At 68.7% G+C, this 25,531-nt stretch carries 25 protein-coding genes and 1 pseudogene; 12 read left to right on the plus strand and 14 right to left on the minus strand.

Annotated features, from left to right (window positions below; all coding sequences use genetic code 11):
* The 3 genes from VE172_RS13240 to VE172_RS13250 all read left to right on the plus strand — a co-directional run.
* On the plus strand, positions 1 to 1,097 hold a 1,097-nt coding region (locus VE172_RS13240; RefSeq protein WP_324802362.1), incomplete at its 5' end, for an amino acid ABC transporter ATP-binding/permease protein.
* Between the two features lie 107 nt (positions 1,098 to 1,204).
* The gene (locus VE172_RS13245; protein WP_324802365.1) at positions 1,205 to 1,621 is read left to right on the plus strand and encodes a VOC family protein; all 417 of its coding nucleotides are present in this window, start codon (positions 1,205 to 1,207) and stop codon (positions 1,619 to 1,621) included.
* Positions 1,622 to 1,774: 153 nt separating this feature from the next.
* Entirely contained in the window at positions 1,775 to 2,230 is a 456-nt protein-coding gene (locus tag VE172_RS13250; protein WP_324802367.1) for a VOC family protein, read from the plus strand.
* A 56-nt stretch (positions 2,231 to 2,286) separates the two neighbouring features.
* On the opposite strand, the gene VE172_RS13255 is transcribed toward VE172_RS13250, so the two are convergent.
* Positions 2,287 to 2,661 (minus strand): VOC family protein, encoded by a 375-nt coding sequence (locus VE172_RS13255; RefSeq protein WP_324802368.1) that lies wholly within the window; start codon positions 2,659 to 2,661, stop codon positions 2,287 to 2,289.
* Between the two features lie 164 nt (positions 2,662 to 2,825).
* Entirely contained in the window at positions 2,826 to 3,317 is a 492-nt protein-coding gene (locus tag VE172_RS13260; protein ID WP_324802370.1) for a GNAT family N-acetyltransferase, read from the minus strand.
* 61 nt (positions 3,318 to 3,378) lie between these two features.
* On the opposite strand from VE172_RS13260, the pseudogene VE172_RS25705 reads away from it, so the two are divergent.
* Positions 3,379 to 3,804, plus strand: a pseudogene (locus VE172_RS25705) (copper resistance CopC family protein); the annotation flags it as partial.
* 189 nt (positions 3,805 to 3,993) lie between these two features.
* On the opposite strand, the gene VE172_RS25710 reads toward VE172_RS25705, so the two are convergent.
* Positions 3,994 to 4,470, minus strand: a complete 477-nt coding sequence (locus tag VE172_RS25710) for a GNAT family N-acetyltransferase (protein WP_414715097.1) — start codon at positions 4,468 to 4,470, stop codon at positions 3,994 to 3,996.
* A gap of 160 nt (positions 4,471 to 4,630) precedes the next feature.
* On the opposite strand from VE172_RS25710, the gene VE172_RS13270 reads away from it, so the two are divergent.
* Positions 4,631 to 5,794 carry an NAD(P)/FAD-dependent oxidoreductase gene (locus VE172_RS13270; protein ID WP_324802374.1) on the plus strand — a complete coding sequence of 388 codons (1,164 nt, stop codon included), beginning with the start codon at positions 4,631 to 4,633 and terminating at the stop codon, positions 5,792 to 5,794.
* A 13-nt stretch (positions 5,795 to 5,807) separates the two neighbouring features.
* The gene (gene sigJ / locus VE172_RS13275) at positions 5,808 to 6,677 is read left to right on the plus strand and encodes an RNA polymerase sigma factor SigJ (RefSeq protein ID WP_324802376.1); all 870 of its coding nucleotides are present in this window, start codon (positions 5,808 to 5,810) and stop codon (positions 6,675 to 6,677) included.
* On the opposite strand, the gene VE172_RS13280 is transcribed toward sigJ, so the two are convergent.
* A complete protein-coding gene (locus VE172_RS13280) occupies positions 6,674 to 7,453 on the minus strand; it encodes a WecB/TagA/CpsF family glycosyltransferase (protein WP_324802378.1) in 780 nt (259 codons plus the stop codon). The genes sigJ and VE172_RS13280 overlap by 4 nt on opposite strands.
* Positions 7,454 to 7,502: 49 nt before the next feature.
* Here VE172_RS13280 and VE172_RS13285 point away from each other — a divergent pair, with 49 nt between their 5' ends.
* Positions 7,503 to 8,477: an NAD(P)H-quinone oxidoreductase gene (locus VE172_RS13285; RefSeq protein WP_324802380.1), complete on the plus strand. Its 975-nt coding sequence runs from the start codon at positions 7,503 to 7,505 to the stop codon at positions 8,475 to 8,477.
* Here VE172_RS13285 and VE172_RS13290 read toward each other — a convergent pair.
* The 5 genes from VE172_RS13290 to VE172_RS13310 all read right to left on the minus strand — a co-directional run bounded on the left by VE172_RS13290 (position 8,474) and on the right by VE172_RS13310 (position 14,690).
* Positions 8,474 to 9,442: a squalene cyclase gene (locus VE172_RS13290; RefSeq protein ID WP_324802381.1), complete on the minus strand. Its 969-nt coding sequence runs from the start codon at positions 9,440 to 9,442 to the stop codon at positions 8,474 to 8,476. The genes VE172_RS13285 and VE172_RS13290 overlap by 4 nt on opposite strands.
* A 37-nt stretch (positions 9,443 to 9,479) precedes the next feature.
* Entirely contained in the window at positions 9,480 to 10,553 is a 1,074-nt protein-coding gene (locus tag VE172_RS13295; protein WP_324802383.1) for an LCP family protein, read from the minus strand.
* 140 nt (positions 10,554 to 10,693) lie between these two features.
* The gene (locus VE172_RS13300; protein WP_324802385.1) at positions 10,694 to 11,803 is read right to left on the minus strand and encodes an LCP family protein; all 1,110 of its coding nucleotides are present in this window, start codon (positions 11,801 to 11,803) and stop codon (positions 10,694 to 10,696) included.
* Positions 11,804 to 11,956: 153 nt separating this feature from the next.
* Positions 11,957 to 13,054 (minus strand): LCP family protein, encoded by a 1,098-nt coding sequence (locus tag VE172_RS13305; protein WP_324802387.1) that lies wholly within the window; start codon positions 13,052 to 13,054, stop codon positions 11,957 to 11,959.
* An 85-nt stretch (positions 13,055 to 13,139) separates the two neighbouring features.
* Entirely contained in the window at positions 13,140 to 14,690 is a 1,551-nt protein-coding gene (locus VE172_RS13310; protein WP_414715098.1) for a sugar transferase, read from the minus strand.
* A 228-nt stretch (positions 14,691 to 14,918) separates the two neighbouring features.
* Here VE172_RS13310 and VE172_RS13315 point away from each other — a divergent pair, with 228 nt between their 5' ends.
* Positions 14,919 to 16,085: a glycosyltransferase gene (locus VE172_RS13315; protein ID WP_324802391.1), complete on the plus strand. Its 1,167-nt coding sequence runs from the start codon at positions 14,919 to 14,921 to the stop codon at positions 16,083 to 16,085.
* A 4-nt stretch (positions 16,086 to 16,089) separates the two neighbouring features.
* Here the strand turns inward: VE172_RS13315 and VE172_RS13320 are convergent, their stop codons facing one another.
* On the minus strand, positions 16,090 to 16,809 hold the full coding sequence (locus VE172_RS13320; protein WP_324802393.1) for a CDP-alcohol phosphatidyltransferase family protein: 720 nt from the start codon (positions 16,807 to 16,809) through the stop codon (positions 16,090 to 16,092).
* A 176-nt stretch (positions 16,810 to 16,985) separates the two neighbouring features.
* Here VE172_RS13320 and VE172_RS13325 point away from each other — a divergent pair, with 176 nt between their 5' ends.
* Together VE172_RS13325 and VE172_RS13330 are read left to right on the plus strand one after the other, a co-directional pair.
* A complete protein-coding gene (locus tag VE172_RS13325) occupies positions 16,986 to 17,387 on the plus strand; it encodes a CBS domain-containing protein (RefSeq protein WP_349258362.1) in 402 nt (133 codons plus the stop codon).
* 213 nt (positions 17,388 to 17,600) lie between these two features.
* Entirely contained in the window at positions 17,601 to 19,166 is a 1,566-nt protein-coding gene (locus VE172_RS13330; protein WP_349258363.1) for a glutamate-cysteine ligase family protein, read from the plus strand.
* On the opposite strand, the gene VE172_RS13335 is transcribed toward VE172_RS13330, so the two are convergent.
* Genes VE172_RS13335 through VE172_RS13350 form a run of 4 tightly spaced genes read right to left on the minus strand, consistent with a single transcriptional unit; the run spans position 19,095 to position 23,313 of the window.
* The gene (locus tag VE172_RS13335; protein WP_324802398.1) at positions 19,095 to 20,003 is read right to left on the minus strand and encodes a GNAT family N-acetyltransferase; all 909 of its coding nucleotides are present in this window, start codon (positions 20,001 to 20,003) and stop codon (positions 19,095 to 19,097) included. The two genes, VE172_RS13330 and VE172_RS13335, sit on opposite strands and share 72 nt — an antisense overlap.
* A gap of 51 nt (positions 20,004 to 20,054) precedes the next feature.
* A complete protein-coding gene (locus VE172_RS13340; protein ID WP_324802400.1) occupies positions 20,055 to 20,963 on the minus strand; it encodes a GNAT family N-acetyltransferase in 909 nt (302 codons plus the stop codon).
* Between the two features lie 40 nt (positions 20,964 to 21,003).
* Positions 21,004 to 21,909 carry a GNAT family N-acetyltransferase gene (locus VE172_RS13345; RefSeq protein ID WP_324802402.1) on the minus strand — a complete coding sequence of 302 codons (906 nt, stop codon included), beginning with the start codon at positions 21,907 to 21,909 and terminating at the stop codon, positions 21,004 to 21,006.
* A gap of 45 nt (positions 21,910 to 21,954) precedes the next feature.
* The gene (locus tag VE172_RS13350) at positions 21,955 to 23,313 is read right to left on the minus strand and encodes a hypothetical protein (protein WP_324802404.1); all 1,359 of its coding nucleotides are present in this window, start codon (positions 23,311 to 23,313) and stop codon (positions 21,955 to 21,957) included.
* Between the two features lie 139 nt (positions 23,314 to 23,452).
* Between VE172_RS13350 and VE172_RS13355 the strand changes: the two genes are divergently transcribed.
* Positions 23,453 to 23,830, plus strand: a complete 378-nt coding sequence (locus VE172_RS13355; RefSeq protein WP_324802406.1) for a hypothetical protein — start codon at positions 23,453 to 23,455, stop codon at positions 23,828 to 23,830.
* Between the two features lie 57 nt (positions 23,831 to 23,887).
* Positions 23,888 to 25,162 carry a serine hydroxymethyltransferase gene (locus VE172_RS13360; RefSeq protein WP_324802408.1) on the plus strand — a complete coding sequence of 425 codons (1,275 nt, stop codon included), beginning with the start codon at positions 23,888 to 23,890 and terminating at the stop codon, positions 25,160 to 25,162.
* The last annotated feature ends 369 nt before the right edge of the window (positions 25,163 to 25,531 follow it).

Raw genomic sequence — 25,531 nt, forward strand, 5'->3', positions numbered from 1 at the left:
ATCTCATCGAGGGCGCGCGGGACCTGGCCGCGTATGGCGCCACGGCATCCGCGCTGCACCGGGCGCGCGGTCACGCCGAGAGCCTGGCCCAGGCGGAGCGGCGGGGCTCGGGCATCACGGCGGCCACCACGGCCTCGACCACCGCGATCGCGGGCCTCACCGTCATCGGGGTGTCGTTGAGCGCGGCGGGTTTGGGCGTCATGACGGCGGTGCTGGCGTTGACGGCGCTGGTGACGTTCGAGGCGTTGACGCCGCTGCCCGCGGCGGCGCGGCTGCTGGTGGACGTGCGGGCCTCGGCGGCGCGGCTGACCGAGCTGCTGGACGCCGAGCCACCCGTGCGCGACCCCGAGGATCCGAAACCCCTGCGCGACAACCACTACCACCTGCGGCTTCGCTCGGCGGCGCCGCGAATTCCCGGCCGCGAACTCGCCGACGGCGTCGACCTGGACCTGCCGTGCGGCCGTCGCGTCGCGATCGTGGGTGCCTCGGGCGCGGGCAAGTCCATGCTGTTGTCGATGCTGGTGCGGCTGTGCGGGGTCGGGCGGGGAACCGTCGAGCTCGGCGGCGTCGACCTGGAATCGTTGCGCGGCAACGATGTCCGCGGCGTCATCGGCGGCATGATGTCGGACGCCCACCTGTTCTGCACCTCGATACGCGACAACCTGCTCGTCGGGGACCCGAACGCCGACGATGACGCCCTGAACGACGCGCTGCGGCGCGCGGGCCTCACCGAGCTCGATCTGTCCACCATGGTGGGCACGGACGGGGACCGCCTGTCGGGCGGTCAAAGGCAGCGCCTGCTGTTGGCACGCGCCCTGCTGGCGGACGTCCCGATCCTGCTGCTGGACGAACCCACCGAACATCTGGACCCCGACACCGCCGACGCCATCATGTCCGACATCCTCACCGCCACCACGGGCCGCAGCCTGATCCTGGTGACGCATCGCCTCGCCGGCCTCGACGCCGTGGACGAGATCCTGGTGCTCGACGAGGGCGCGGTGATCCAACGCGGCACGCACGCCGAGCTCAGCCAAACCCCGGGCCCGTATCGCGATCTGTGCGACGCCGACGCGTTCGCGTCGACAACTCCTGTGTGAGAGGCATCGACCGGCAGACGACCGATGAGTTTGGCCTCCCTGCGCGGTCTACCTCCACGGCACGGCACGGCGCCGATTCGCGGCGCCGACGAGGAAAGGACGCCGCCATGGGCAATCCTGTGGTTCATTTCGAGATCGAGGGCAGGGACGGGGAGACTCTCCGCGACTTCTACTCGGAGCTGTTCGACTGGCGCATCGACGCCGACAATCCCGCCAAGTACGGCCTGGTGTCGCGCGACGACAACCTCACCGCCGACGGGGTGGGCATCGGCGGCGCCGTCTTCGAGGTGCCCGAGACGCCGTCGACGACGTGGCGCGGCCCGACGCGCGCCGAAGGATACGGGGGTCACGTCACGATCTTCGTCGAGGTGGACGACGTCGAGGCGGCCCTGGCGCACGCCGAACGGTTGGGCGGCGAACGCCTCCAGGGCCCCGACGAGGTGATGGGCGGGCTGGTCATGGGCAAGTTCCGCGACCCCGACGGCCACCTGGTGGGCCTGGTCGGCAGCCGACGCGGCGCCTGACGGCGGGTTCTGGTGAGAATCCGTGGCCGCCTCGGATGACAACGCGAAGATTTTGTTCGAAGATCGTTCGTAGCGGATGTCGAGAACGCCACGGCGGCTCCGTCCCAGGGGTACAAGCGGCCACCATGGCCGTCATGAAGGAGGAGAACCACCATGAGTTACGTACGCCGCATGGACCACGTGGGCATCAACGTCGTCGATCTCGACGCCGCCGTCGAGTTCTTCAGCATCCTGGGTTTCGAGATCCAGGGCAAGGCGCACATGAGCGGCGAGTTCGTGGAAAGCATCATCGACCTCCCCCATGTCGACGACGACCTGGTCATGATGCGCACCCCCGACGGCAGTGGAGCGGTCGAGTTGGTGCAGTTCCATTCGCCCCTCGACCCCGCGGGGCCGGAGATCTCGCCCGCCAACCGTCTGGGCATCCGCCACCTGTGCTTCGAGGTCGAGGACCTGAGCGGTCTGTTGAAGGCGCTGGGCGACAAGGGCTTCGAGCCGATGGGGCAGGTCCGCGACTACGAGGACATCTGGCGGATGTGCTACCTGCGCGGACCCGAAGGACTCATCGTCGAACTGTCCGAGAGGCTCCAGTCGTCGACGAAGAGCTGACCCGAACCCGCCGTGCGGTGCGCCCCACCGAATAGACGGGCGCACCGCACGAACGCTTACAGGTAGGGGCGGGTCGTCAGTTCCAGACCGTGCCCCGCGGGGTCCATGAAGTAGACGCCGCGCCCACCGTGCTCGGTGTTCGTCTGGCCTTCCCGAGTCCTCTGGTGATCGGCCCAGTAGGTGATCCCCCGGGATTCGAACCGCTCGATGGCGCGATCGAAGTGCTCCTCGGTCACCAGAAACGCGTAGTGGTGCATTTGAATGTCCACGGGCGGCTCGGCGAACTGCAGCAGGACGCCACCGTCCAAGGTGATGTTCGCGAACGGTCCCCACGACGGGGCCTCGTGCGCCTCGAGGATGTCCCGGTAGAACGCGGCGGATTTCTCGCGGTCCTTCGAGGGGATGATGGTGTGGTTGAACAGCGCTGTCATGTTTCCTTCCTTGGTTGTCAACGGGTGTGCGGGTGGTCGCACAACCAAGGAGGAGCTCGGGCGCGGTTCGCCGGGTCCGACCGCGCCCCGACGGCGGTTACGTCACGACCGGTTCACCGATCCGTGCGAGGCTGAAAGCCGACCCGGTCATCACCCGCGAAAGACTACTCGCCTCCCGCGAGATCGTTGAGGAAGCGCGACGACCGTCCTTTCTGGTTGATGTACCCGCGGTTTTGATAGAAGCCGTGCGCGGCCTCGCGGTGGTCGGAGCTGGTGACCTCCATGCGCGCGCAGCCGCGGCCCGCGGCGAACGACTCCGCGACGGACATCAGCTTTCCGCCGACGCCCTGGCCGCGCGCCCGGTCGGACACCACCAGGGCCACGACGCGCGCCCACGAGCCGTCGCGTTCGAAGAACGGGCAGACATGGACCGCGACGACACCGACGAGCTCGTCGCCGAACCCCGCCGCGAAGGCCGCGCTGGACGGGTCGTCGCTCCAGGCGAGAATTCGGGTTTCGGTCGCCGCGACATCGACCTGGGGATAGCCGAGCTGGCCGAGCAGCTCGTTGACGGCGGGGGCGTCGGTGGGGTGGACCGGGCGGATCCACATGCCTGCCGAGGGCGGCCCCGCCTCGGCGGTGTCGGTGAACGTCATGCCGCGATTCGAGTCGATGCGGTGTTGCCGCCGCGTATGCGTTTTTGGATACGCGGGCGATATGTCCCGCTCGTCGTCGAACCCGCTGTCGGCAAGCGCGACCCCGCGGAACTTTCGCGCCTTCCCCGGCGACTATGTAACCGTGAAGACTCTGCGGATCCTGTGCGGCGCCCTGCTCGCGGCGGCGCTGGCGGTGGGGGCCACCGCGACGCCCGCGTTCGCGCACGCCAACCTGATCAAGTCGAGCCCGAAGGACGGCACGACCGTCGCCGAGGCCCCGAAGACGGCGACGCTGACGTTCTCCGAAAAGCTCGACGCCGCCTCGACGAAGGTCGCGGTCACCAACGCGCACGGCGACACGATCGTGGAGGACAAGCCCGCGTTTCACGACGACACGATGACCGTGCCCCTGGCGCTGCCGGGCCCCGGCAGGTACACGATCGGCTATCACATCGTGTCGCGCGACGGGCACCCCGTCGAGGGCGAGGTCACCTTCACCGCGAAGTCGGCGCCCAAGCCCGGCGCGTCGGTGACGGTGCTGAAGAAGAAGGACGCCACCGCGTCCGACTCCAACGGCGGCTTCGCGTGGGGCTACGTCGCGGTGGCGGCGCTGGCGATCGTTCTGGCGGGGATTCTCTACTTCGGCGTCCGCCGCAGGCGGCAACCGCCCAAGGAGTTACGCGCCGAGGTCGAGGTGCATGTCGAAGTTCGGCACCACCTCGCCGCGGACGCGATTGTCGGGGTTGGCGCGGTCGACGACGAACCCGAACCGCTCGAACACGGGGCGCGCGGTGCGGCTCGCGTGGGTGTGAAGCCGCTCCAGCCCCAGCTCGCGGGCCTTGCCGATCACGGCGTCGACCAGCACCCGGGCGACGCCGCGCCCGCCCGCGTCGGGGTGCACGAACAGCATGTCGACGAGGCCCGTCGCGGTGACGTCGCCGAAGCCGACGACGCGGTCGTCGATCGTCGCGACGAAGGTGTGGGCTCGGGATCGGGTCTGGTTCCACGCGTCCGCATCGACGGTGTCGGGCGCCCACGCGAGGATCTGCCGCGGCGTGTAGTCCGCCGACGCGGTCTGGCGGACCGCGTGAAGAAACGTCTGCCACGTCGCCTCGGCGTCTCGCGGTTCGTAGGCCCGCACGATGAACGTCACGCGACGACGGTACCCACTCCGTTGTCAAGACCTCAGTGGTCAGTGTGGTGAGCGGGCGTCGTGGCGGCCGCGTCCCCGTGTCCCGCGTCACCGACCGCGATGTCACATCGCCGCGGCGCCGTCTCGTCCCCCTGTCATCACCACTTCAGGAGGACGAATCATGAACGCTCAACACCGTGTCATCGTTGTCGGCGCGGGGTACGCGGGGTTGGTCGCCGCCAAGCGCTTGGCCCGCCGCGCGGGCGAACGCGCGCGGGTCACGTTGATCAACGCCACCGACCAGTTCGTGGAGAGGCCCCGGTTGCATCAGGTGGCCACGGGGCAGCGGGTCAAGGAGCTGCCGTTGCGCGAGCTGATCGGGTCCGTCGACGTCGACCTGGTGGTCGGCTGGGTCGACGGCATCGACTTGGCGGGCAAGCAGGTGGACGTGCGCACCGCCGACGGCCCGCGCGGTTTCGCCTACGACACCCTGGTTCTGGCCAACGGCACCGTCATCGACACCGCCGCGGTGCCGGGCGTGGCCGAGCACGCGCTGACGCTGGAGCCGTGGAGCGCCAGCCGCGCCTTCCGCCGACTGTCCAGCCTGGAGTCGGGGACCGTGCTGGTGGCGGGCGGTGGCCTGACGGGCATCGAGGCCGCCACCGAGATCGCCGAGCGGTTCCCCGGGCTGTCGGTGACGCTGGTGTCGCGCGGGGAGCCCGGTGGCCGGCTGTCGCCCAGGGCGCGCCGCCACCTGGGGAAGGTCTTGCGGCGCTTGGGGATCCAGGTGCGCGGCGGCGCGGGGATCGCGGCGCTCGAGGCGGGCCGCGCCGTCCTGGACGACTCGGCGAGCATCGCGTTCGACGAGTGTGTGTGGGCGGGAGGGTTCGCGATTCCCGCGCTGGCGGCCGAATCGGGGCTCGCGGTCAACCCGAAGGGGCGGCCCCTGGTGGACGAGACCCTGCGCTCGGTGTCGCACCCGGACGTCTACGTGGTCGGCGACGCCGCCGCGGTGGCGGGACGGTGGGGCGAGGAGCTGGCGTACGGGTGCCGCGTCGGCGGTTTCATGGGTCCGTACCTGGGCGACGCCCTGGCGACGCGGATCGCCGGCGCCGAGCCGCAACCGTTCCGCTTCCGCTACATCCACCAGTGCGTCAGCCTGGGACGCCGCGACGCGATCATCCAATTCGTCCACGCCGCTGACGAGACGCCGCGCCGCGCGGTCCTGACTGGACGGTCGGCCGTGTGGTACAAGGAGCTGGTGCTACGCTCTGCCACCTGGCTGTTCCGCGCCGCCGGACCCAAGGGTCTGCCCCGCCGCGCCAAGGTGTCCGCCACCGTCTGAAAGGCACCCGCCCATGTCCGACGACGTTTTCGAAAGCCACCGCCGCCTGCTGGCGGCGGTGGCCTACCGCATGCTGGGCAGCTACTCCGAGGCCGAGGACATCGTCCAGGACGCCTGGCTGCGCTGGAACTCCGCGCTGAAGCGCGGCACCGCCATCGACAACCCGCGCGCCTACCTGATCCAGGTGGTCAGCCGCCTGGCGCTCGACCAGCTGCGCAGTGCCCGCAACCGCCACGAAAGCTACGTCGGCCCCTGGCTTCCCGAACCCATCGCCACACCCCCCACAACGGACGACCCCGCCGAGTCGGCCGAGCGCGCGGATTCGGCGTCGCTGGGAATGCTCGTGATGCTGGAATCCCTGTCGCCCGCCGAGCGCGTGGTCTACGTGCTGCGCGAGGCGTTCGGGCTCCCGTCGGCCGAGGTCGCCCGCATCCTCGACAAGTCCGACGCCGCCGTCCGCCAGCTCTCCAAGCGCGCACAGGACCATGTGGACGAACGGCGCTCGCGCTTCGACGCCGACCCGACCAAGCGCCGCGAGGCCACCAAGCGTTTCCTGTCCGCGGCGACCTCGGGGGACCTGGCGGAACTGTTGCGGCTGTTGGACCCCGATGCCAAGCTGGTCGTGGACACCGACGGCAGGGTACGCGGCCCGAAGCGCGTCATCGAAAGCGCCGACAAGATCGGTCGCCTGTTCGCGGCCATCGTCGACGAGATACCCGCGGGCGCGACGGTCCAGTTCGTCGACGTCAACTCCGAACCCGCCGCCGTGATGTATGTGGACGGCGAGGCGATCACGGTGTTCCACCTCGAGGTCGCGGGCGATCGCATCGTCGAGATCTACTGGGTGGCCAATCCCGGGAAGCTGGGGCGGGTGGCGGCCTAGCTCGCCCTGTCGAGCTTGCGGGAGCGCCGCTTGTCCGTCACGACGCCGTACACGAACATCGAATTGCCCACCAGGTAACGCTTCCACAGCCGCCGCGGCTCGGTCGCGAAGCGGTACACCCATTCCAGGCCGTGCTCGCGCATGAACTTCGGTGCCATCGGCTTGTTGCCCGACCAGAAGTCGAACGCCGCGCCCACGGGCACCACGGTCGCCTGGAGGCGATCGGCGTATTCGGCGACGAACTCGTCCTGGCGGGGCGTGCCGATGCCCACCCACACGATGTCGGGCTTCAGGGACGTGATGCGCCGCACCATCTCGACCGACTCCTCGTCGGTCAGGGGGCGAAACGGCGGCGACTCGGCGCCGACGATCTCGACGCCGGGCAGCTTCTCCTCCAGGGCCTCGCGCAGCTTGGCGACGGTCTCGGGGCTGGAGCCGTAGAGGTAGTGCTTGAGGCCCTGTTCGCGCCCCTGGCTCATGGTGTTGTACATGAGTTCGGGGCCGTACACCCGCTCCGTCATCTCCGACATGCCGCGCTTGCGGCCCACCATCGCCACGTAGTGGCCGTCGGAGAAATTGATGTCGGCGGCGTTGAGCAGGTCGCGGTACTTCGCGTCGCGCAGGGCCAGGGAGAGGGTGTAGGCGTTGCACAGGTGGGTGCGGCGGGGCGTGCCGTGCTGGGAGGTGAGCAGGGCCTGGACCGCGCCGTGCGGCTCGAGCGCGTCGATCAGCACGCCGCAGCAGCGGAAACGGCCAGGATGCGAGGTAGTGGACATCGCCCCAGACAATACCGTTGTCGGTTCGCGGGAAGTTACGCTGACAGCCATGCGCGCGATCGTGATAACCGAATTCGGCGGGCCCGAGGTGCTGGCCTGGCAAGAGGTGGACGACCCGATCCCCGCGGAGGGGGAAGTGGTCATCGAGGTGGCCGCGGCGGGGGTGAACCGGGCGGATCTGCAACAGCGGCAAGGGTTCTATCCGCCGCCGAAGGGGGCCAGCGAGTATCCGGGGCTGGAGTGCTCGGGGCGGATCGCGGTGCTGGGCGAGGGTGTCGAGGGGTTCGGCGTCGGCGACGAGGTGTGTGCCCTGGTGTCGGGCGGCGCGTACGCGGAGAAGGTCGCGGTGGACGCGGGCCTGGTGTTGCCCGTGCCGCGCGGGGTGAGCCTGAGCGACGCCGCGTGCTTTCCCGAGGCGGCGGCGACCGTGTGGTCCACCGTGTTCGGCATTTCGCGGCTGGCGGAGGGCGAGATGCTGCTGGTGCACGGCGGCGCGGGCGGGATCGGGACGTTCGCGATCCAGCTGGCCACCGCGATGGGCGCGGGCGTGGTGACCACGGCGCGCGGCGATCACGGCGCGGCGCTGCGGGAGCTGGGGGCGGAGCTGGTGATCGACTATCGGGACCAGGACTTCGCCGAGGTGATCGCGCAGCGCACCGAGAGCCAGGGGGTGGACGTCATCCTGGACAACATGGGGGCGTCCTATCTGGACAAGAACCTCGCCACCCTGAACCACAACGGACGGCTGATGATCATCGGCATGCAGGGCGGACGCACGACCGAGCTGGATCTCGGCAAGCTGCTGGTGCGCCGCGTCAGCGTGTCGGCGGCGGGGCTGCGGGCGCGACCGCTGGCCGAGCGCACCGCGATCATCGCGCAGGTGCGCGAGAAGGTGTGGCCGCTGATCGAGGGCGGGTACATCCGACCCGTTGTGGCGCGACGCATCCCGCTGGCCCAGGCCGCCGACGCCCACCGCATGCTCGGCGAGGGCGGGCACCTGGGCAAGGTCGTGCTCGAGGCCTAGGACTTCTCGTCCCACCAGCGCAGCACCCGCGCGGCGCGCAGGGTGATCCAGCGCGAGGGTCGGCCCGTCTCCTCGATGGAGAACCAGACCCGACCGCGGGGAGTGCCGTCCAGCGGCCAGGTGTCGTCGTCGGATTGCCTGGCGCGCAACAGGTCGATCGCGTCGGACAGCCGATCATCGGGCGGAGTGCCCGTGAGCCGCGACGCGGCGCGGAAGTGGTCGAGGGCGCGCAGAACGTCGTAGCGCCAACGGGTCGGGTAGTGCGCCGCCAGGTAGTCGGCGTCGGCGGGCTCGCCCGTGGTGAGGCGGCGGAACAGGCCGCGCCGCAGGAGGTATTCCTCGCCCGACTCGCGGGCCAGGCGGGTGGCGGGGGTGCCGTGGCCCGCGCTCTCGTACTCCAGCAGTCCCTCCAGGACGTTGATCGTGCTGTCGAAGGAGGAGCGGGTCGAGCCGCGTTCGCGCTCGCAGTTCCAGCCGCCGTCGGCCATCCGCTCGCCGAGGATCCGCTCGACGATGGGCGAGACGTCGACGCCGAAGTAGGCGCCGTCGGCGACGGTGCGGCCGTTGATGCACTCCTCGACCTCGCCCTCCCAGTACGGCTGGCCGTCGTGGTCCCAGCGCGCGTTCGCGCCGACCAGCTCCACGGTGCGGCGGGCGGGTTCGCTGTCGGGAGGCAGCCCGAACTCGCGCAGCTGCGCCAGGCTCCAGGCGGTGGCGGTCCAGGGCTGGCCCTCGGCCTCATAGAGCTCCCGGGTGAGGTCGGCGGGAAAGAACGCGCCCCGCGCCCACTGGCCGTCGGGGTCCTGATGGGACAGCAGCCGCGCGCCCCAGCCCTCGGTCGCGACCCTGTCCCGCTCGATACTCCACTGTGGTTCGGGCGCGTCGAGCAGGTCGCGCAGCACCTGCCAGCGGATCGACGGGTCGGAGTCGAGCAGCCAGTCGGCGACCTGTGGTGTGGGTCTCATGCGCGGGACGCTAACACCCACCTGTGACGCGGCGGTCCTACTTCGAGGGGTCCTTGTTCAGGTAGTCGGGGTTCTGCTTGACCCACGCGTCGAGGGTGTCGTCCTTGAGCGCCTTGAACAGCGCGTCGGCCGCGTCCTGCTCGGGGCCGGGCTGGATCACCACATAGGACGTGCCGTCGATGTTCTGCGGCTCCGAGGGAAGCTTGATGGTCTGCATGGAGCCCGCCTTCACGCCGCGCAGCGCCAGCGCGTAGTCGACGGGCTTGATGCCGCCCAGGTCCAGGATCAGCTGGTCGCCGATCTTCTTGATCAGGCCGCCCACCCTGGTGGGGTTCTTGACGTAACCCTGGGAGTCGGCCTCCTTGAGCAGCTGCTTGATGAACTGCTGCTGCATGCGTTGGCGCCCATAGTCTCCGTCGGGCCAGTTGTGGCGTTCGCGGACGATCGCCAGGGCGTCGGCCGGCTTGTAGCGGCGGCAGCCCGCCTTGTAGTCCCCGCCGTGCAGGGTGTGGAGGTCCTTGGACAGACACAGGTCGATGCCCCCGAACTCCTTCACCACGTCCAGGAAGCCCTCGAAGTTGACCAGCGCGATCCCGTTGAAGTCGATGCCGTCCTTTTGGGGCTTTCCGTTGGCGTCCTTGGTGGCGGTGAGGTCCGAGACGGTGTCGGCGAGGTTCTTGGCGCCGTCCTCGGGCTTCTTGCCGCCGAAGGGATACGACGCGTTGATCTTGTCGGTGCAGGTGAGCCCGTTGCCGCAGTCGCGGATCTGGGTGCGCAGGTCGCGGGGGATCGACACGATCGTCGCCTTGGTCAGCGACTTGTTGATGTGCATGATCATGATGGTGTCGGCGCGGGCGGCCTGACTGGAGTGCACCCGCAGGTCGGCGCCCACCATGAGCAGGTTCAGCGGCCCCTTCACCTCGTCGGCGTTGGAGACGCCCATGTCCTTTTGGTTGATGCCGTTGATGTCGTTGATCAGGTTGGCGCCGAACGCGACCGCGCCGCCCGCGGCCACCACCAGCAGCGAACCGAACACCACCATGAACTTTGCCCACAGTGGAGCCTTGCGGCGCGTTGCCTTGGCGCCGTAAGCGCCGGTACGGTTGGCCACTTCGCCCTCCCCGTCGAATCGTCGATTCGATAGACATCTATCGACACTACCGGGTAAACACGCGACACAGTAGATCCGCGTTGCACGTCAACCCGGCAAATAGATAGACGTCGGACGATAAGTGGAAGGTTGTCAGCCGATCATTTGTCGCTGTTGACCCAGTCGGGGTGCGAGGTGATCCAGTCGTCCAGCTTGTCCTCGCGCAGCGCCTTGAACAGGTCGTCGGCGTCGGTCTGCTCCTCGCCGGGCTGGATCACCACGTACGAGGTGCCCTCGATGTCGGCGGGCTCGGAGGGCACCTTGACCGTCTTCATCGACGACGGCTTGACGTGACGCAGCGCGAAGGCGAAGTCGGTGACCGTGTGACCGCCAAGGTCGACCAGGATGTTGTCGCCCACCGCCTTGATCAGCGTGCCGACCCTGCTGGGGTTGGAGACGTAGCCCTCTTCCTCGGCCTTCTTGAACAGCTGCTTGATGAAGTGCTGCTGCATGTGTTGGCGCCCATAGTCGCCGATACCCCACGACACGGGGAAGTCCGGGTTGGTCGGGTCGTAGGCGTAGCGCTCGCGGACGATGCCCAGCGCGTCCTTGTAGCCGTACTCGTGGCACCCCTTGGGGAAGGTCTTGCCGTCGGCGTGGGCCGGCGTCATCTTCATCGGCAGGCACAGCTCGATCGAGCCGAGCGTCTTGACCACCTTGTAGAAGCCCTGGAAGTTCACCATCGCCGCGCCGTCGAAGGAGATGCCCTTGCCCGTGGCCTTGCCGTTGGCGTCCTTGGGGGCGGTCAGGTCGCTGACCGTCTGGGCCAGGTTGCGCACCGCCTTCTTGACGTTCGAGCCGCCGGCGGTGAACGACGCGTTGATCTTGGTGTTGCAGGGACTGGACATCATGCTGCCGCAGTCCTGAATGTCCACCTTGAGGTCGCGGGGGATCGACACGATCGTCGCCTTGGTCAGCGCCTTGTTGATGTGCAGGATCATGATCGAGTCCGACTGCGCGCTCGACCAGCTCTTGCGCTTGTCCGAGCCGATCATCAGCATGTTCAGCGGGCCCTTGATGTCGCCGCTGCCGTTGTTGTCCACCAGGTCGTCGGTGCCGACGGAGTCGTTGACCTTGTCGATCATGATCTTGGCGTAACCGCCGGTGGCCAAGGACGCCACCAGGAGCACCGCGCCGATGCCCACCAGGAATTTCGCCCACAGTGGCGACGCCGCCTTGCTCATGACGCGTCGCTTGCCATGTGTGCTCATTAACGGGACCTTACTCGCGTGTTTACCAGGGGAAACGGGAAGACAAACAGCCTCCCATTGTAGGAAGTGTCAACTGCGGACAGTGCCACTCCCGCCACAGGCGATGGGTCGTCCGGCCGGAAAGGGATGGACCGGACGACCCACTACCGAGGTCTACTTTTTATCGGGATCGCTCGCCCCGCCCTTCAGCGCCTCCGGGTGCTTCTTCACCCAATCGGGCATCGTCTGGTCGACGATCGCCTTGAACATGGACTTGTCCAGCGCCTCGTCGGGCTGCACCACGCTCTCCCCGTTGATCATCTGGGAGCCCTTGTTGGGGCAGGTGATGAACTTCATGTTCTTGGTGCGCAGATGCGCGAACTGCAGGGCGGTGGCGGTCAGGTCGAAGTCCTTGTCGACCTTGACGGCCTTGCCGATCGACTTCACGAAGTCCTTGATCTTGGACGGCGAGGACATGATGCCCGCGCTGGTCGCCTTGTCCGCCATGGCCATCAGCAACTGCTGTTGGTGCCGCACCCGCGCGAAGTCGCCCTCGGCGAACTGCTTGCGCTGCCGCACGTAGTCCAGCGCCGACTCCCCGCCCAGCTTCTGCTTGCCCGCCTTCCAGGTGCGCGGGCCCTTCTGATCCTTGTACGTGTGGATCGAGGTGAGCTGGCCCGAGCCGTCGTCGGCGGGCTGGACGTTCATGGTGACGCCGCCCAGCGCGTTCACCACGTACTTCAGGCCGTTGAAGTCGATCTTCACCACGTGGTCGATGCGGGCGTTGGAGTAGTTCTCGATGGTCTTGACCACCAGCGGAACCCCGCCGAACGCCATCGCGGCGTTGATCTTGGTCTTGCCGCCGTCCCAGGTGCCCTCGACCGGGGGCACGTCGACGTACAGGTCGCGCGGGAACGAGACCACGTAGGCGTGCTTGCCGTCGGAGGGCACGTGCACCATGATCATGGTGTCGCTGCGGCTTCCCTTGTCGGAATTGGGATCGCGCGAGTCGCTGCCCAGCACCAGGATGTTGAGGCCGTCGTCGTCCTCGGGACGGTCGTCCAGGCCGTTGAACGCGTCGAAGGTGCTCAGGTCGTCGCCCAGGGACTTCGCGTACGCGAAGACCCCGATGCCGCCCACCGTGGCGATCAGCGAGATCACCATCAGCACCATGATGACCACACGGCCGCCGCCGCTGGCCCCGCCGCCGGACGAGTACGGGACCCGCGCCGATCCCCCATACGAGGATCGATTCGATCCGTAATTGCTCATCCGACAAGGTTACGGGTGAACTCCGCGTTATCTAAGCCGCCACGGGGCGGAATTGGACAATTCGCAGGTAGTTCACAGGTAACCGCTAGTAAGCGCCCTTGTGGCGCAGCACCACGAGAATGGTGCGCAGCAGGATCTGGAGGTCGGTGGTCAGCGACCAGTTGTCCACATAGTACAGATCGAGCCGCACGGCATCGTCCCAGGACAGGTCGGAACGGCCCGACACCTGCCACAGCCCCGTGATGCCCGGCCGCACCAGCAGGCGGCGGCGCACGTCACCCAGGAAGTCGCCGTTCTCGGCCGGAAGCGGCCGCGGGCCCACCAGCGACATCTCGCCGCGCAGCACGTTGAACAGCTGGGGGAGCTCGTCGAGACTGGTGCGGCGCAGGAACTTCCCGGCCCTGGTGACCCGCGGGTCGTCCTTGATCTTGAACAGCATGCCGTCGGACTCGTTGTGCATCATCAACGCGGCCTGGCGTTCCTCGGCGTCGACGTACATGGTGCGGAACTTCCAGCAGTGGAAGGTCTTGCCCTCCATGCCGACCCGGGGCTGGCGGAAGAACACCGGGCCCGGGCTGGTGGTCTTGATGTAGATGGCGACGGCGATCAGCAGCGGCGAGATCAACAGCAGACCCAGCGCCGAGGCCACCCGGTCCAGCACGTTCTTCACCACCCACGCCAGGCCCGACATGGTGGGCTCCTCGACGTGCAGCAGCGGCAATCCCTCCACCGGGCGGATGTGCACCCGGGGTCCGGCGATGTCGGTCAGCTGCGGGGCCACCACCAGGTCGCGGCCGGTGCCCTCCAGCTGCCAGGCCAACCGCCGCAGCTCGCCGGGCTCGGCGCTGGCGCTGCCGCACACCGCGATGGTGTCGGCGTCCAGGTCGGCGGCCAGGTCGATGACGTCCCGGTTGGCGTAGGTCGGCACCGGGGTCTCCAGCCCGCGCACCGACGCCGCGCCCTCGGTGAGATAGATGCCCACCGGCACCAGGCCCGCCTGCGTGGTGCGGGTGACCACGCGGTGCACCTCCAGCGTCTCCGGGTACGAGCCCACCAGCAGCATGCGCTGGACGGCCCTTCCCTTGGAGCGCATGCGATGCAGCACCCGCCGCGCCACGAAGCGGTGGCAGGTGATCAGGGCGCCGGTGATGAGCAGCGCGCTGAAGGTCGCCAGCCGCGACACGTCGGTCTTGAAGGCCAGCGCCAACACCGAAAGGATCGACACCATGATGATCCCGGCGCGCACCACCCGCTTGAACTCGTCGGTGCCCAGGCCCAGGTAACGGCGGTCGTAGGCGCCGTTGCTCCACAGCACCAGCAGCCAGATGGCCGGCAACACCCAGTAGACGATCAGGAAGAAGACGGGGCGCGGGGTGCCCTGGCCGGGGTTGTTGGAGGACGTGCCGTACGTCAGGAACCCCGCCGCGGCGTAGTCGACGAACAGCACCACGAACACCGAGCCGATCAGGGCGCTCATGTAGTCGGCCACCAGCAGCAGGGTGGCGTAGGAGCGGTGCCAGGTCGAGGCGCGCGAGCGCAGCGACCACGCCGAACGCGGCACGCCATTGGTTACCGGCTCGGTGTCCACATCAGCTCGCGTATCGGTCAGGCCGCGCCCGATAGTCGGACGCTGCAGGCTTGTCGTCACTACACATCCTTTTCACCAGCGCCATGGCGTGGATGCTGGCGATCCAGTCAAGGGGCACTAGGGCTCCGAGTGAGGGTGCCCGGCGCCCATGGGCACCTTAGTCTGCCATGACTGGTCAGTAGATCTCCGGGGAGTTTCTCGCGGGCGACGGCGCGTCGGGCGCTGCGTATCATCAGCGGGCGGACGCGTCCCACCGACAGGCGAGGTAATCAGCACGTGAAGGTAGTTGTCGCTCACAACCGGTACTCCTCGGCGCAGCCGTCCGGAGAAAACTCCGTTGTGGACTCGGACATGGCACAGCTCGCCGAGGCCGGGGTGGAGGTGGTGCCGTTCATCAAGTCCAGCGACGACATCGGCAGCCTGTCCCTTGTGGGCAAGGCGGCGCTGCCGATCTCGCCGATCTACGCGCGCGGCGCCCAAAGGGAGCTGGCGGCGCTGCTGGACGCCGAGCGGCCCGACGTCCTCCACCTGCACAACCCGTACCCGTTCCTGTCGCCGGCGGTGATCCGCACCGCGCACAAGCGCGGGGTGCCGGTGATCCAGACCGTCCACAACTTTCGCCAGGTGTGCATCAGCGGCCTGTACTTCCGCGACGGGCACGCCTGCCACGACTGCCGCGGCAAGGCGTTCGGCCTGCCCGGGGTGAAGCACGCCTGCTACCGCGGCTCGCGGGCCCAAAGCGCCATCATGGCGACGTCGCTGGCCGCCAACCGGGGCACCTGGAGGCGGCTGGACCGCTACATCGCGCTGACGGGCAACATCGCCGATCACTTGCGGGACTTCGGCATCGGCGAGTCACAGATCAGCATCAAACCGAACTCGATCCCCGACCCCGGCGAGCACGACGAGCGGGGCTCGGGGTTCGTGTTCGTGGGGCGGCTGTCGGCCGAAAAGGGCGTGGAGCTGCTGCTGGACGCGTGGAGGCGGCACGGCGACGGCGACCTGGGGACCCTGACGATCATCGGCGACGGGCCGCTGAAGGAGCCGGTGGCCGCCGCGGCGACGGAGCGCGGCGACATCGACTACCTGGGGTCGGTGCCGCACGACCAGGTGAACCGGCGGGTGCGGGCGGCGGCGGCGCTGTTGATGACCTCGGTGTGGGACGAGGTGCTGCCCACCGTGGTGATCGAGGCGCTGGCCAACGCGCGTCCCGTCCTGGCCACCAACATGGGCGGGCCGCCGCACATGATCGGCGACGCGGGCATCGTCGCCGAACCCACAGTGGACGACCTGGCCGCGGCGCTGCCCCGGATGCGCGACGCCGCGCCGGGACTCGTCGACGCCGCGCGGCGGCGCTACCTGACGACGTTCTCCACCGACGTCGTCATGAAGCAGCTGCTGGACATCTACGCCGACGTGGCCTCGCGCGCCAAGGCGCGCTGACACCTCACGCCCGCAGCGCGTCCCTGGCGGTGAAGGCGATGCTGGCGGCCAGGAACAGCGCGTTGACGGCGGCGAAGAACGCCATGTACCACACCATCCAGCCCGGGTTGACGATGAGGATCAGCGGCATCACCAGGAAGATCACGGCGGCGTCGCGGATCAGCTTCACGATCTCCACGACGATGTTCTTCGACGACACCATGGACGAGGCGGTCTCCTCCTCCTTCTGCAGGATCGACGTCACCAGGTTCACCATCCACAGCGAGGCGAACGCGGCCACGACCCAGCTGGGGGTGCCCGGCGCGTAGGCCACCGTCACGGCGGCCACCGAGGCGATGAAGCCGGTCTGCGCGGCCACGTCGCACAGGATGTCGACCCGGCCTCCGGCCGCCGACCCCAGGCCCGCGGCGCGCGCCAGCTGCCCGTCCGCGCAGTCCAGCGCGTAGGCGACCTGCCAGGCGATCAGCACCACGATCGCGATCGGCCACCACGGCAGGTGCCCGGCATGGGCGGCGGGGGTGACGGCGATGGTGAGCGCCGCGGTGCCCAGCGAGATCACCAGGTTGATCAGCGTGAGCGCCGTGGGCGCGGCGCCGGCGCGGTGGGCGGCCAGGGCGAATGCCGCGCCGACGCGCTGGCTGACGTGGTACGTCATCAGGTACCCGCCGCGCTTGTGGGACAGGAAGTCGGCGTAGCGGAGGGTGCCGGGTGCCGCGGAAGACATGGGTTCCTCTTGTCTGAAGCTGATGCGAATCGGGCGTTCGCGGACGCGAATGCGCGACCAGTTTGCCAAAGTTCACTCAAGGTGTTGTGTCGCGGCTGTTTTGACGGGATCATGACGTGGAACACAGTTTCGGTTGGGGTGTTTTGCCCCCCGTAGACCTAAATGAGGTGTTGGCGATGTTTGTCAAGGACGCGATGACCACGACAATCCTGTCGATCGGACCGGCACACACTTTGCGGCAGGCGGCGGCGTTGATGTCGGCGCGGAGGGTGGGCGCGGCCGTGGTAGTCGACCCGGATGCCTCGGGACACGGCATTCTCACCGAACGCGACATCATGGACTCGCTGGGTTCCGGTCTCGATCCGGACGTCGAGCGGGTGGCGGCCCACCTCACCCGCGACCTGGTGTTCGCCGATCCGGGATGGACACTCCAGGAGGCCGCGGCGGCCATGGTGCGCGGCGGCTTCCGCCACCTCATCGTCATGGAACACGGCGAGGTCTGCGGCGTGCTGTCGGTGCGCGACGTCGTTCGGGTGTGGACGAAGGTGACGGGGCACGCCCCGGCCAGCCTGACATAGCCCGAATGCCTTGCGGCGAGCCAAGCCTACGGATCTCATGGGAATCGCTAATCCATAGCGATTCCCATATGTCCATATGACTGTCGGAAAGCCGACAATGACCGCCCATCACCGAACCATAACGGTAATTTCCGTGCAGACGTGAGGTAGCCAATACGCGACATCACGCTCTACGGTTGTTGTCTACCCGCGCACAGTTAGGGGAGGTCCGGGATGGGTGAAGAGGTGGAGCGTCGCGTCTTTTCGCACGCCGACCGCAGGAACTACCGAATGAAACTTCGGCGGTGCCTGGAAGCCTTGCGGCTCTTGCAGGACAAGAATCTGTTCGATATGGAACGGACTTTAACCGGTGTCGAACTCGAGTTGAGTCTGATCTCCGAAACCGGAGAACCCGCGATGCGCAATCTCGAGGTCTTGTCCAATTTGGCGAAACTCGACGGCGTCGAGGACATGTCGGTGCAGGCGGAGCTGGGTCGTTTCAACCTCGAAATGAATCTGCCGCCCAGACCCATAAAGGACAACGGCCTCGGCGAATACGAGGAAATGTTGCGCCGATGGCTTGCCGCCCTTGATGACTGTGCCCGCCAGGCCAACGCCGCGCCGCTGCTGATCGGGATAACCCCCACCTTCACCCACGACGCCGCCCTGCTGGACAACCTCTCACCGCTCCCGCGCTACCGGCTGCTCAACGACCAGATCCTCGCCGCCCGCGGCGAGGACATCGCCCTGGACATCCACGGCGCCGAATCCCTCCAGACGTACACCGACTCCATCGCACCGGAATCGGCCAACACCAGCGTGCAGATCCACATTCAGGTCACGCCGGAACAGTTCCCGCGCTATTGGAACGCCGCCCAGGCCATCGCCGGGGTCCAGGTGGCCCTGGGGGCCAACTCGCCCTACCTGTTCGGCTCGCAACTGTGGGCCGAGACCCGGATCATCGTGTTCGAACAGGCCACCGACGTGCGCTGCGACGAGCTGCGCACCCAGGGGGTGCGGCCGCGCACCTTCTTCGGCGAGCGCTGGGTGGCCTCGGCGATCGAGCTGTTCGAGGAGAACCTGCGGTACTTCATGCCGCTGCTTCCGGTGTGCGACCACGAGGACCCGGTCGCCGCCGTGGCGCGCGGCGACATACCCCACCTCGGCGAGCTGAGGCTCCACAACGGCACGATCTACCGCTGGAACCGCCCCGTCTACGACGTGACCGACGCCGGACCCCATCTGCGCGTGGAGAACCGGGTGCTGCCCACCGGGCCCACCCTGATCGACATCTGCGCCAACATGGCGTTCTACCTCGGACTGGTCACCGCCCTGGCCGAACAGGAAGTTCCGGTGTGGACGAAACTTCCCTTCGCGGTGGCGGAGAACAACTTCATCGCCGCCGCCAAGCACGGCATCGACGCGTTGCAGGTATGGCCCGGGCTCGGCGAGGTGCCCGCACGGGTGCTCGCCCGCGACCACCTGCTGCCCCTGGCGCGACAGGGCCTGCGCCGCCTCCAGGTCGACGAGCGGCTGGCCACCCGCCTTCTGTCCATCATCGAGGGACGCTGCGCCACCGGCGTCAACGGCGCGGTGTGGCAGGTGGCCACCGTCAACGCGCTGCAGGAGGAGCGCGGCATGTCGCGCCCCGAGGCGTTGCGCGCCATGCTCCTGGGCTACCGGGCGCGGGCCGAGACCAACACCCCGGTCCACGACTGGCCGCCGCTGTTAATCCAGGACGCGCGTCATGAGGTCCTGTTCGAGGTAGAGGCGGTATCCGAGCCAGTTGTTGACCGCTAGCATCGGGGCGTTCGTGGCGTCGTTGTTGGTGTACGCGTCGACGACCCCGCGCTCGGCGGCCAGCGCCAGGGAGTGGGTCTTGGCCAGCTTGGCCAGGCCGCGCCCGCGGTACTCGCGGCGCACCCCCGTCAGCCCCGAGAAGACCTGGCGACCCTTGCCGTCCAGCCAGGCCAGCGCCACGGGGGTCTCGCCGTCGAACGCCACGACCGTGCACTCGGTGTTCATGCGGGGGTCGTTGGCGAAGTAGGTCAGCCAGTCCTCGTAGGGCAACGGCTGGATCGTTTCGTCGGCGGGGACGTCGCTGGTCACCGCGATGTCGACCTCGTACAGGTCCTTGTATGTGCCGAGCTCGGCCACGGTGGCCACGCGGATGCCCTCGGGCACGGGCAGGGGCGGCGGGACGTCGGCGACGGCCACATGGGAGATACGCTCGGTGCGGGTCCTGAAGAAGCCGTGCGCCACCGCGATGTCGCGGGCCCTGGCATCGCTGACCCGGCTTTGCAGCTTCGTCGCGCCGATGGCGCGGGCGTGCTCCAGCAGCGGGGCGCTCATCGCCGACGCCACCCCCCGCCCCCGATGCTCGGCGTCGACGTACAAGCGAAACAGCGCCGTGGGGTCGTCGAACTCGGGGTGCAGCGACACGCTGCCGTGCCCGACGGTCGCGCCGCCGACCTCGGCGACCAGCTCCAGCGGGCGCTGCTGCGGGGTCGCGGACGTCCAGCGGTAGGCGATGGACTCGGCGTCCTGGACCGCGTGGGGATGAATCGCCGTGATCAGGGCGGCGACGTCGGCGGCGTCGCGCTCGACCTCGGCGGGGCGGACGGTGATGTCGGTCATGGCGACATTGTGGGGTCCGCGACCGCTCGGGCGCCAACTAATTTAGGAACGTCAATCCAGGACGCGGACCATGACGCGCTGCTCCGCGTGGAACGCGTAGCCCAGCCAGTCGTTGACGGCGAGCATGCCCGCGTTGGTGGAGTCGTTGTTGGTGTAGGCGTCGGTGACCCCGCGATCCCTGGCACGGGTCAGGGCCTGGGTCTTGACCAGCTTGGCCAGGCCGCGCCCGCGGTACTCGCGCCGCACCCCCGTCATGGACGACCACACCCGGGACGCGTGGCCGTCCAGCCAGCTCACCGCCACGGGGGTGTCGCCGTCGAGGGCCAGCACCGTGCACTCGGCGTTCATGCGGGGATCGGCGGCGAACTTCGCCACCCACTCCTCGTACGGCGGGTTCACGAGCGGTTCGTCGGCGGGGACGTCGCCGATGATCGCGCAGTCGATGTCGTACAGCGCGCGGAAATCCTCCATATCGGACAGGGCGGCCACGCGGATGCCCTCGGGCGGGTCGACGGCGGCGGGCGCCCTGTCCAGCGACAGGTGGGAGATCCGCTCCGAGCGGGTCTCGGCGAATCCGTGCCTCGCGGCGACGTCGAACGCCGCTGTCTCGCAGACGCGTCCGACGAGCTTGACGGCGCCGATGGCGCGGGCGTGTTCCAGCATCGGTTGGTACAGCGCCGATCCCACGCCGCGACCCTGATGGGCGCGGCCCACGAACACCAGGAAGCGGGCGGCGGCGTCCCCGAAATCGGGCTCCAACACGACGTGGCCGTGCCCGACGACGCGGCCGTCGGCCTCGGCGATCAGGTCCAGCGGGCGCTGGGACTCCGGTGTCGAACGCATCCGATAGGCGACGGACTCGGCGTCGTTGACCAGGTAGGGGAACACCTCGGTCATCACGGCGGCGATGTCGGCGGCGTCGCGATCGGACTCGGCGGGGCGGACGGTGAAGTCGGTCATGGCGACATTGTGGGCGCCGCGCCCGCGCGGGCGCGAATCATTAAATGTCGCGTACCACCGCGTGCTGCTCGACGTAGGGCTCGTAGCCCAGCCAGTCGTTGACGGCCAGCATGCCCGCGTTGGTGGAGTCGTTGCTGGTGTAGGCGTCGGTGGCGCCGCGTCGCCTCGCGCGGTCGAGGGCGTGGGTCTTGACCAACTTGGCCAGGCCGCGCCCGCGGTACTCGCGGCGCACCCCCGTCAGCGACGACCACACCTTGTCGTCGCCGCCGTCCATCCAGGCCACCGCCGCCACGGTGTCGGCGTCGAAGGCCAGCACCGTGCACTCGGCGTTCAGCTTCGGGTCCTCGGCGTACTTGCGGCACCAGTCCTCATAGGGCAGCGGGACGAAGGGGGTGTCGGCGGGAATGTCGCCCAGGACCGCAGAGTCGATCGCGTACATGGCCCGGAAGTCGTCCAGTTCGCTTTGCGGCACGAGACGGATGCCCTCGGGCGGGTCGAAGGGGGCGGGAACCTTGTCGAGCGACACGTGCGAGATGCGGTCGATGCGGGTCTTGGTGAACCCGTGAGCGAGCGCGATGTCGAGCGCCCTGGCGTCGATGAGCCGACCGACGAGCTTGGTGACGCCGATGGCGCGGGCGTGTTCCAGCATCGGTTGGTACAGCGCCGATCCGACGCCGCGACCCTGGTGGTCGGGGTCGACGATGACGACGAACCGCCCCTGGCCCTCGCCGAATTCGGGCTCGAACGCCACCAGGCCGTGGCCGATGGTGCGGCCGCCGACGTCGGCGACCAACTCCAGCGCCCGGATGTGCGCGGGGGAGGTGCTCAGTCGGTGGGTGATGGCCTCGGCGTTGAAGGTGCCGAACGGATAGGCCGTGGAATGCAGGGACGCGATGCGCTCGGCGTCGCGATCGGCCTCGGCGGGGCGGACGGTGATGTCGGTCATGGCGACATTGTCAGCGCCGCCCCCGCCGAGGTCGAACGATTTTGACTACTCGTCGTCCTTCTTCTTGCCGAAGCCCCAGCGGCGCTTCTTCTTCGGCTCGGGCTCGGCTGCGGGCGGCTCCTCGTCCTCGCGGTCGGCGAAGGCGTTGACGTCCTTGAGATCCGACACCCAGGACTCGGTGTCGTCGGGCTCGGTGGGCTCGGAGTCGAAGAGCGGCTCGGGCTCGGGCTTCTTCTTGAAGCGAGACTTCTTGCGGGGCTTGGGGGAGGGCTTGGTCGCCTCGGGCTCGGGCTCGGGCTGCGGCTCGGGCTCGGAAACCGGCTCGGGCTGGGGTTGGGGTTCAGGAACGGGTTGAGGTTCGGGCTCGGGCATCGGGGGAGGCGGCGGCGGGGTCGCCTCGGACGGGCGCCGCTCGGCGAACTCGCCGAGGGCCTCGGTGTCGTACGGGTCGTAGTTCGCCGAGACGAACGGGTTCACCGCCTCGGTCGGGGCGGACGACGGCGAGCCGTAGCCGTACTCGTCGGGGGCCGAGCCCAGCTCGGAGGGTGCGGGCGGGTTGTCAACGGCCGCAATGGTTTCGGTCGGGCTGTCGGAGGAGGGGGCCGCGGCCGAGGGGTTGCGCCGCAGCGCCGTCACCAGCAGCGAACCGAGCAGGCCCGCCAGGACCGCGCCGCCCGACACGCCGATGCCGCTCCACTGGGCGGGCACGCCGACGTCCGACTGCCCCGCCACCGCGTAGGCGGCCACCAGGAGCAGCGGACCCGCCGCGCCCGAGAACGCGGTCACGCGCTGGTCGGCGCTGTCGGTGCCCGACAGGGCCCAGGCGGTGACCACGCCGATGAGCAGGGTGCCGACCCACAGCGCGGGCGTCAGGTGGGCCTCCTGCATCGAGGCCCAGACTCCCAATTGGACGGTGTCGCGGCTGTCGGCGCCCGCGGGCAGGAACGCGCCCAGGACCGCCAGCAGCCAGGTGAGCCCGACCGAGGCCAGCACGTTGATGGACAGGGCGCGCCAGGCCAGGCCGAGGCCCGCCATGATCGCGCCCGCCAACGCGCCGATCCCCGCCGCGGCGTACGGCGCGGTGGCCATGCCGTGTTCGGTGAACCGCATCGCGGGTATCGCGATCAGCGGCGCCACAACGAATCCGCCGATTCCCGCGGCGAGTACCGAGGTGACACGGATGCCGAGGTCGTCGGTGAGCCGACCGGCGACCAGGCCGCCGACGACGGTGGCGGTGGCGGCCAACCAGGCCGCCCACGACAGGTGCGCGGCCCACTCGCTGGAGGAGCCGTGGCGCCACATGATGATCGCCAGACCCGACGCCAGACCCAGCTGGGCCAGCGCGGCGGCGACCGCTGTACCGAACCCGGCGCCGATCACGGTCCCGGGTGTTGATTTAGACATGGACGGAACTCTATTTGTATTGCGGAGCCGAAGTAAAGCGCTCGACACTGCGTCACCGCTTAACCCGACTGAGTGAGAAATTATTGCCGTTTCGTCCGAAATCTCCGCGCGGGGCGCGCGCGTGCGGCACCCTGTTGCGGTGAATCAAACCGAAGAAGCGGCGCAACAGCCCACACAGGACGACATCGAGCTGCGCCAGCAGCAGCGCGCCGAGGCGATGCGCGCCATCATGGCCGACGGGGGACGGGTCGTGCAGCAGCGCACCGACTTCCCGCAGCCCGTGTTCCGCAACGATCGCGTGCCCGCGCCGTCGCAGCGGGTGCGCGAATACACCGTGGACGACTACGAGATGCGCGATGAGGAGGCGCGTCCCATGGCGACCCATCCGCTTTTTCGCGGATTGCTTCAGGAGCTTCCGTCGCGCACCTCGCCCCCGTCACAGGAATGGCTGGACCGCTGGACATCCACCGCACGCTCCATTCTGGAGCTACTGTATAGCCGCGATCCCCTGGCCTGAGGTGGCCAGATAGCCTCATCGGTGGAACACGGTCGAGAGTTGAAGAGGCGGTAACCGATGAGTGACACGTACGCGAGCCTGACGCGTCGGCTGGCCGAGGCCGACGGCGAGATCGCCCGCTTGGTCGACGAAGAGGGACGGCGGCAGCACGACAAGATTCGGCTGATCGCCAGCGAGAACTACGTCTCCCAAGCGGTGATGGAGGCCACGGGGACGCTGCTGACCAACAAGTACTCGGAGGGGTACGCGGGGAAGCGCTACTACGAGGGCCAGCAGATCATCGACCAGATCGAGGAGCTGGCCGCCGCCCGCGCCCGCGAGCTGTTCGGGGTGGACCACGCCAACGTGCAGCCGTACTCGGGCTCGCCCGCCAACCTCGCCGTCTACCTGGCCTTCGCCAGCCCCGGCGACACGGTGATGGGCATGTCGCTTCCCATGGGGGGACACCTCACCCACGGCTGGAGCGTGTCGGCGACGGGCAAGTGGTTCAACACCGTCCACTACGGCGTACGCAAGGACACGGGGCGCGTCGACTTCGACGAGGTCGCGGAGCTGGCCCGCAAGGAGCGCCCGAAGCTGATCTTCTGCGGCGGCACCGCGATCCCCCGCACCGTGGACTTCGCGGCCTTCGCCGAGATCGCCCGCGAGGTGGACGCGATCCTGGTCGCCGACATCGCCCACATCGCGGGCCTGGTGGCGGGCGGTGCCCACCCCAGCCCCGTCGGCCACGCCGAGGTCATCTCGACCACCACCCACAAGACGCTGCGCGGCCCCCGCGGGGCGATGCTGATGTCCACGGCCGAACGCGCGAAGGCACTGGACAAGGCGGTCTTCCCCGGCCTCCAGGGCGGCCCGCACAACCACACCACCGCCGCGATCGCCGTCGCCCTGCACGAGGCCGCCACCCCCGACTTCTCCACCTACGCCGCCCAGATCGTCACCAACGCCAAGTCCCTGGCCGCGGCGATGATCGAGCGCGGCTTCGACCTGGTGTCGGGCGGCACCGACAACCACCTGATCCTGGCCGACCTCACGTCCAAGGACATCGGCGGCAAGCCCGCGGCCAAGGCCCTGGACCGCGCGGGCATCGAACTGAACTTCAACACGGTTCCCTTCGACCCGCGCAAGCCGTTCGACCCGTCGGGCCTGCGCATCGGCACCGCCGCCGTCACCACCCGCGGCATGACCGAGACCGACATGCCCGCGATCGCCGCGTGGATGGACGCCGCCATCACCGCCGCCCGCGAGGGCAGGGAGGACGCGCTGGACGCCATCGCGGGGGAGATCCGCGACTTCTGCGCCAAGTACCCCATCCCCGGCTGGGGCGCCTAGCTCGCCTGACGCCCGCGATTCGCCACGGCCTTGGGGGTTTGTTCCGCTGCCGCGGCGGGCGTGGGCTCGTCGGTTCCACCGACGGCGTCGCGTCGCATTCGTGTCACAACGGTCTGATCATGCGTCGGGCTCGGCCGAGGAACCTGCCGTGGCCTTGGGTGTTTGTTCCGCTGCCGCGGCGGGCGTGGGTTCGTCGGTTTCACCGACGGCGTCGCGTCGCATTCGTGTCACAACGGTCTGATCATGCGTTGGGCGCGGCCAAGGACCCGTCGTGGCCTTGGCGGGCGTGGGTTCGTCGGCCGCGCCAACGGCGTCGTGCCACGGATCGCTTCGTGCGTTTGGGTTCCTGGTGTCACGGACGTTGGACGA

This window comes from Stackebrandtia sp. (assembly GCF_035643755.1).
GTDB lineage: Bacteria > Actinomycetota > Actinomycetes > Mycobacteriales > Micromonosporaceae > Stackebrandtia.

Excerpts from the sequence above, each read along its gene's own strand:
- VE172_RS13245 (WP_324802365.1), top strand. The coding sequence starts at position 1,205 with ATGGGCAATCCTGTGGTTCATTTCGAGATCGAGGGCAGGGACGGGGAG.
- VE172_RS13250 (WP_324802367.1), top strand. The coding sequence starts at position 1,775 with ATGAGTTACGTACGCCGCATGGACCACGTGGGCATCAACGTCGTCGAT.
- VE172_RS13255 (WP_324802368.1), bottom strand. The coding sequence starts at position 2,661 with ATGACAGCGCTGTTCAACCACACCATCATCCCCTCGAAGGACCGCGAG.
- VE172_RS13260 (WP_324802370.1), bottom strand. The coding sequence starts at position 3,317 with ATGACGTTCACCGACACCGCCGAGGCGGGGCCGCCCTCGGCAGGCATG.
- VE172_RS13270 (WP_324802374.1), top strand. The coding sequence starts at position 4,631 with ATGAACGCTCAACACCGTGTCATCGTTGTCGGCGCGGGGTACGCGGGG.
- sigJ (WP_324802376.1), top strand. The coding sequence starts at position 5,808 with ATGTCCGACGACGTTTTCGAAAGCCACCGCCGCCTGCTGGCGGCGGTG.
- VE172_RS13280 (WP_324802378.1), bottom strand. The coding sequence starts at position 7,453 with ATGTCCACTACCTCGCATCCTGGCCGTTTCCGCTGCTGCGGCGTGCTG.
- VE172_RS13285 (WP_324802380.1), top strand. The coding sequence starts at position 7,503 with ATGCGCGCGATCGTGATAACCGAATTCGGCGGGCCCGAGGTGCTGGCC.
- VE172_RS13290 (WP_324802381.1), bottom strand. The coding sequence starts at position 9,442 with ATGAGACCCACACCACAGGTCGCCGACTGGCTGCTCGACTCCGACCCG.
- VE172_RS13300 (WP_324802385.1), bottom strand. The coding sequence starts at position 11,803 with ATGAGCACACATGGCAAGCGACGCGTCATGAGCAAGGCGGCGTCGCCA.
- VE172_RS13305 (WP_324802387.1), bottom strand. The coding sequence starts at position 13,054 with ATGAGCAATTACGGATCGAATCGATCCTCGTATGGGGGATCGGCGCGG.
- VE172_RS13320 (WP_324802393.1), bottom strand. The coding sequence starts at position 16,809 with ATGTCTTCCGCGGCACCCGGCACCCTCCGCTACGCCGACTTCCTGTCC.
- VE172_RS13325 (WP_349258362.1), top strand. The coding sequence starts at position 16,986 with ATGTTTGTCAAGGACGCGATGACCACGACAATCCTGTCGATCGGACCG.
- VE172_RS13330 (WP_349258363.1), top strand. The coding sequence starts at position 17,601 with ATGGGTGAAGAGGTGGAGCGTCGCGTCTTTTCGCACGCCGACCGCAGG.
- VE172_RS13335 (WP_324802398.1), bottom strand. The coding sequence starts at position 20,003 with ATGACCGACATCACCGTCCGCCCCGCCGAGGTCGAGCGCGACGCCGCC.
- VE172_RS13340 (WP_324802400.1), bottom strand. The coding sequence starts at position 20,963 with ATGACCGACTTCACCGTCCGCCCCGCCGAGTCCGATCGCGACGCCGCC.
- VE172_RS13345 (WP_324802402.1), bottom strand. The coding sequence starts at position 21,909 with ATGACCGACATCACCGTCCGCCCCGCCGAGGCCGATCGCGACGCCGAG.
- VE172_RS13350 (WP_324802404.1), bottom strand. The coding sequence starts at position 23,313 with ATGTCTAAATCAACACCCGGGACCGTGATCGGCGCCGGGTTCGGTACA.
- VE172_RS13360 (WP_324802408.1), top strand. The coding sequence starts at position 23,888 with ATGAGTGACACGTACGCGAGCCTGACGCGTCGGCTGGCCGAGGCCGAC.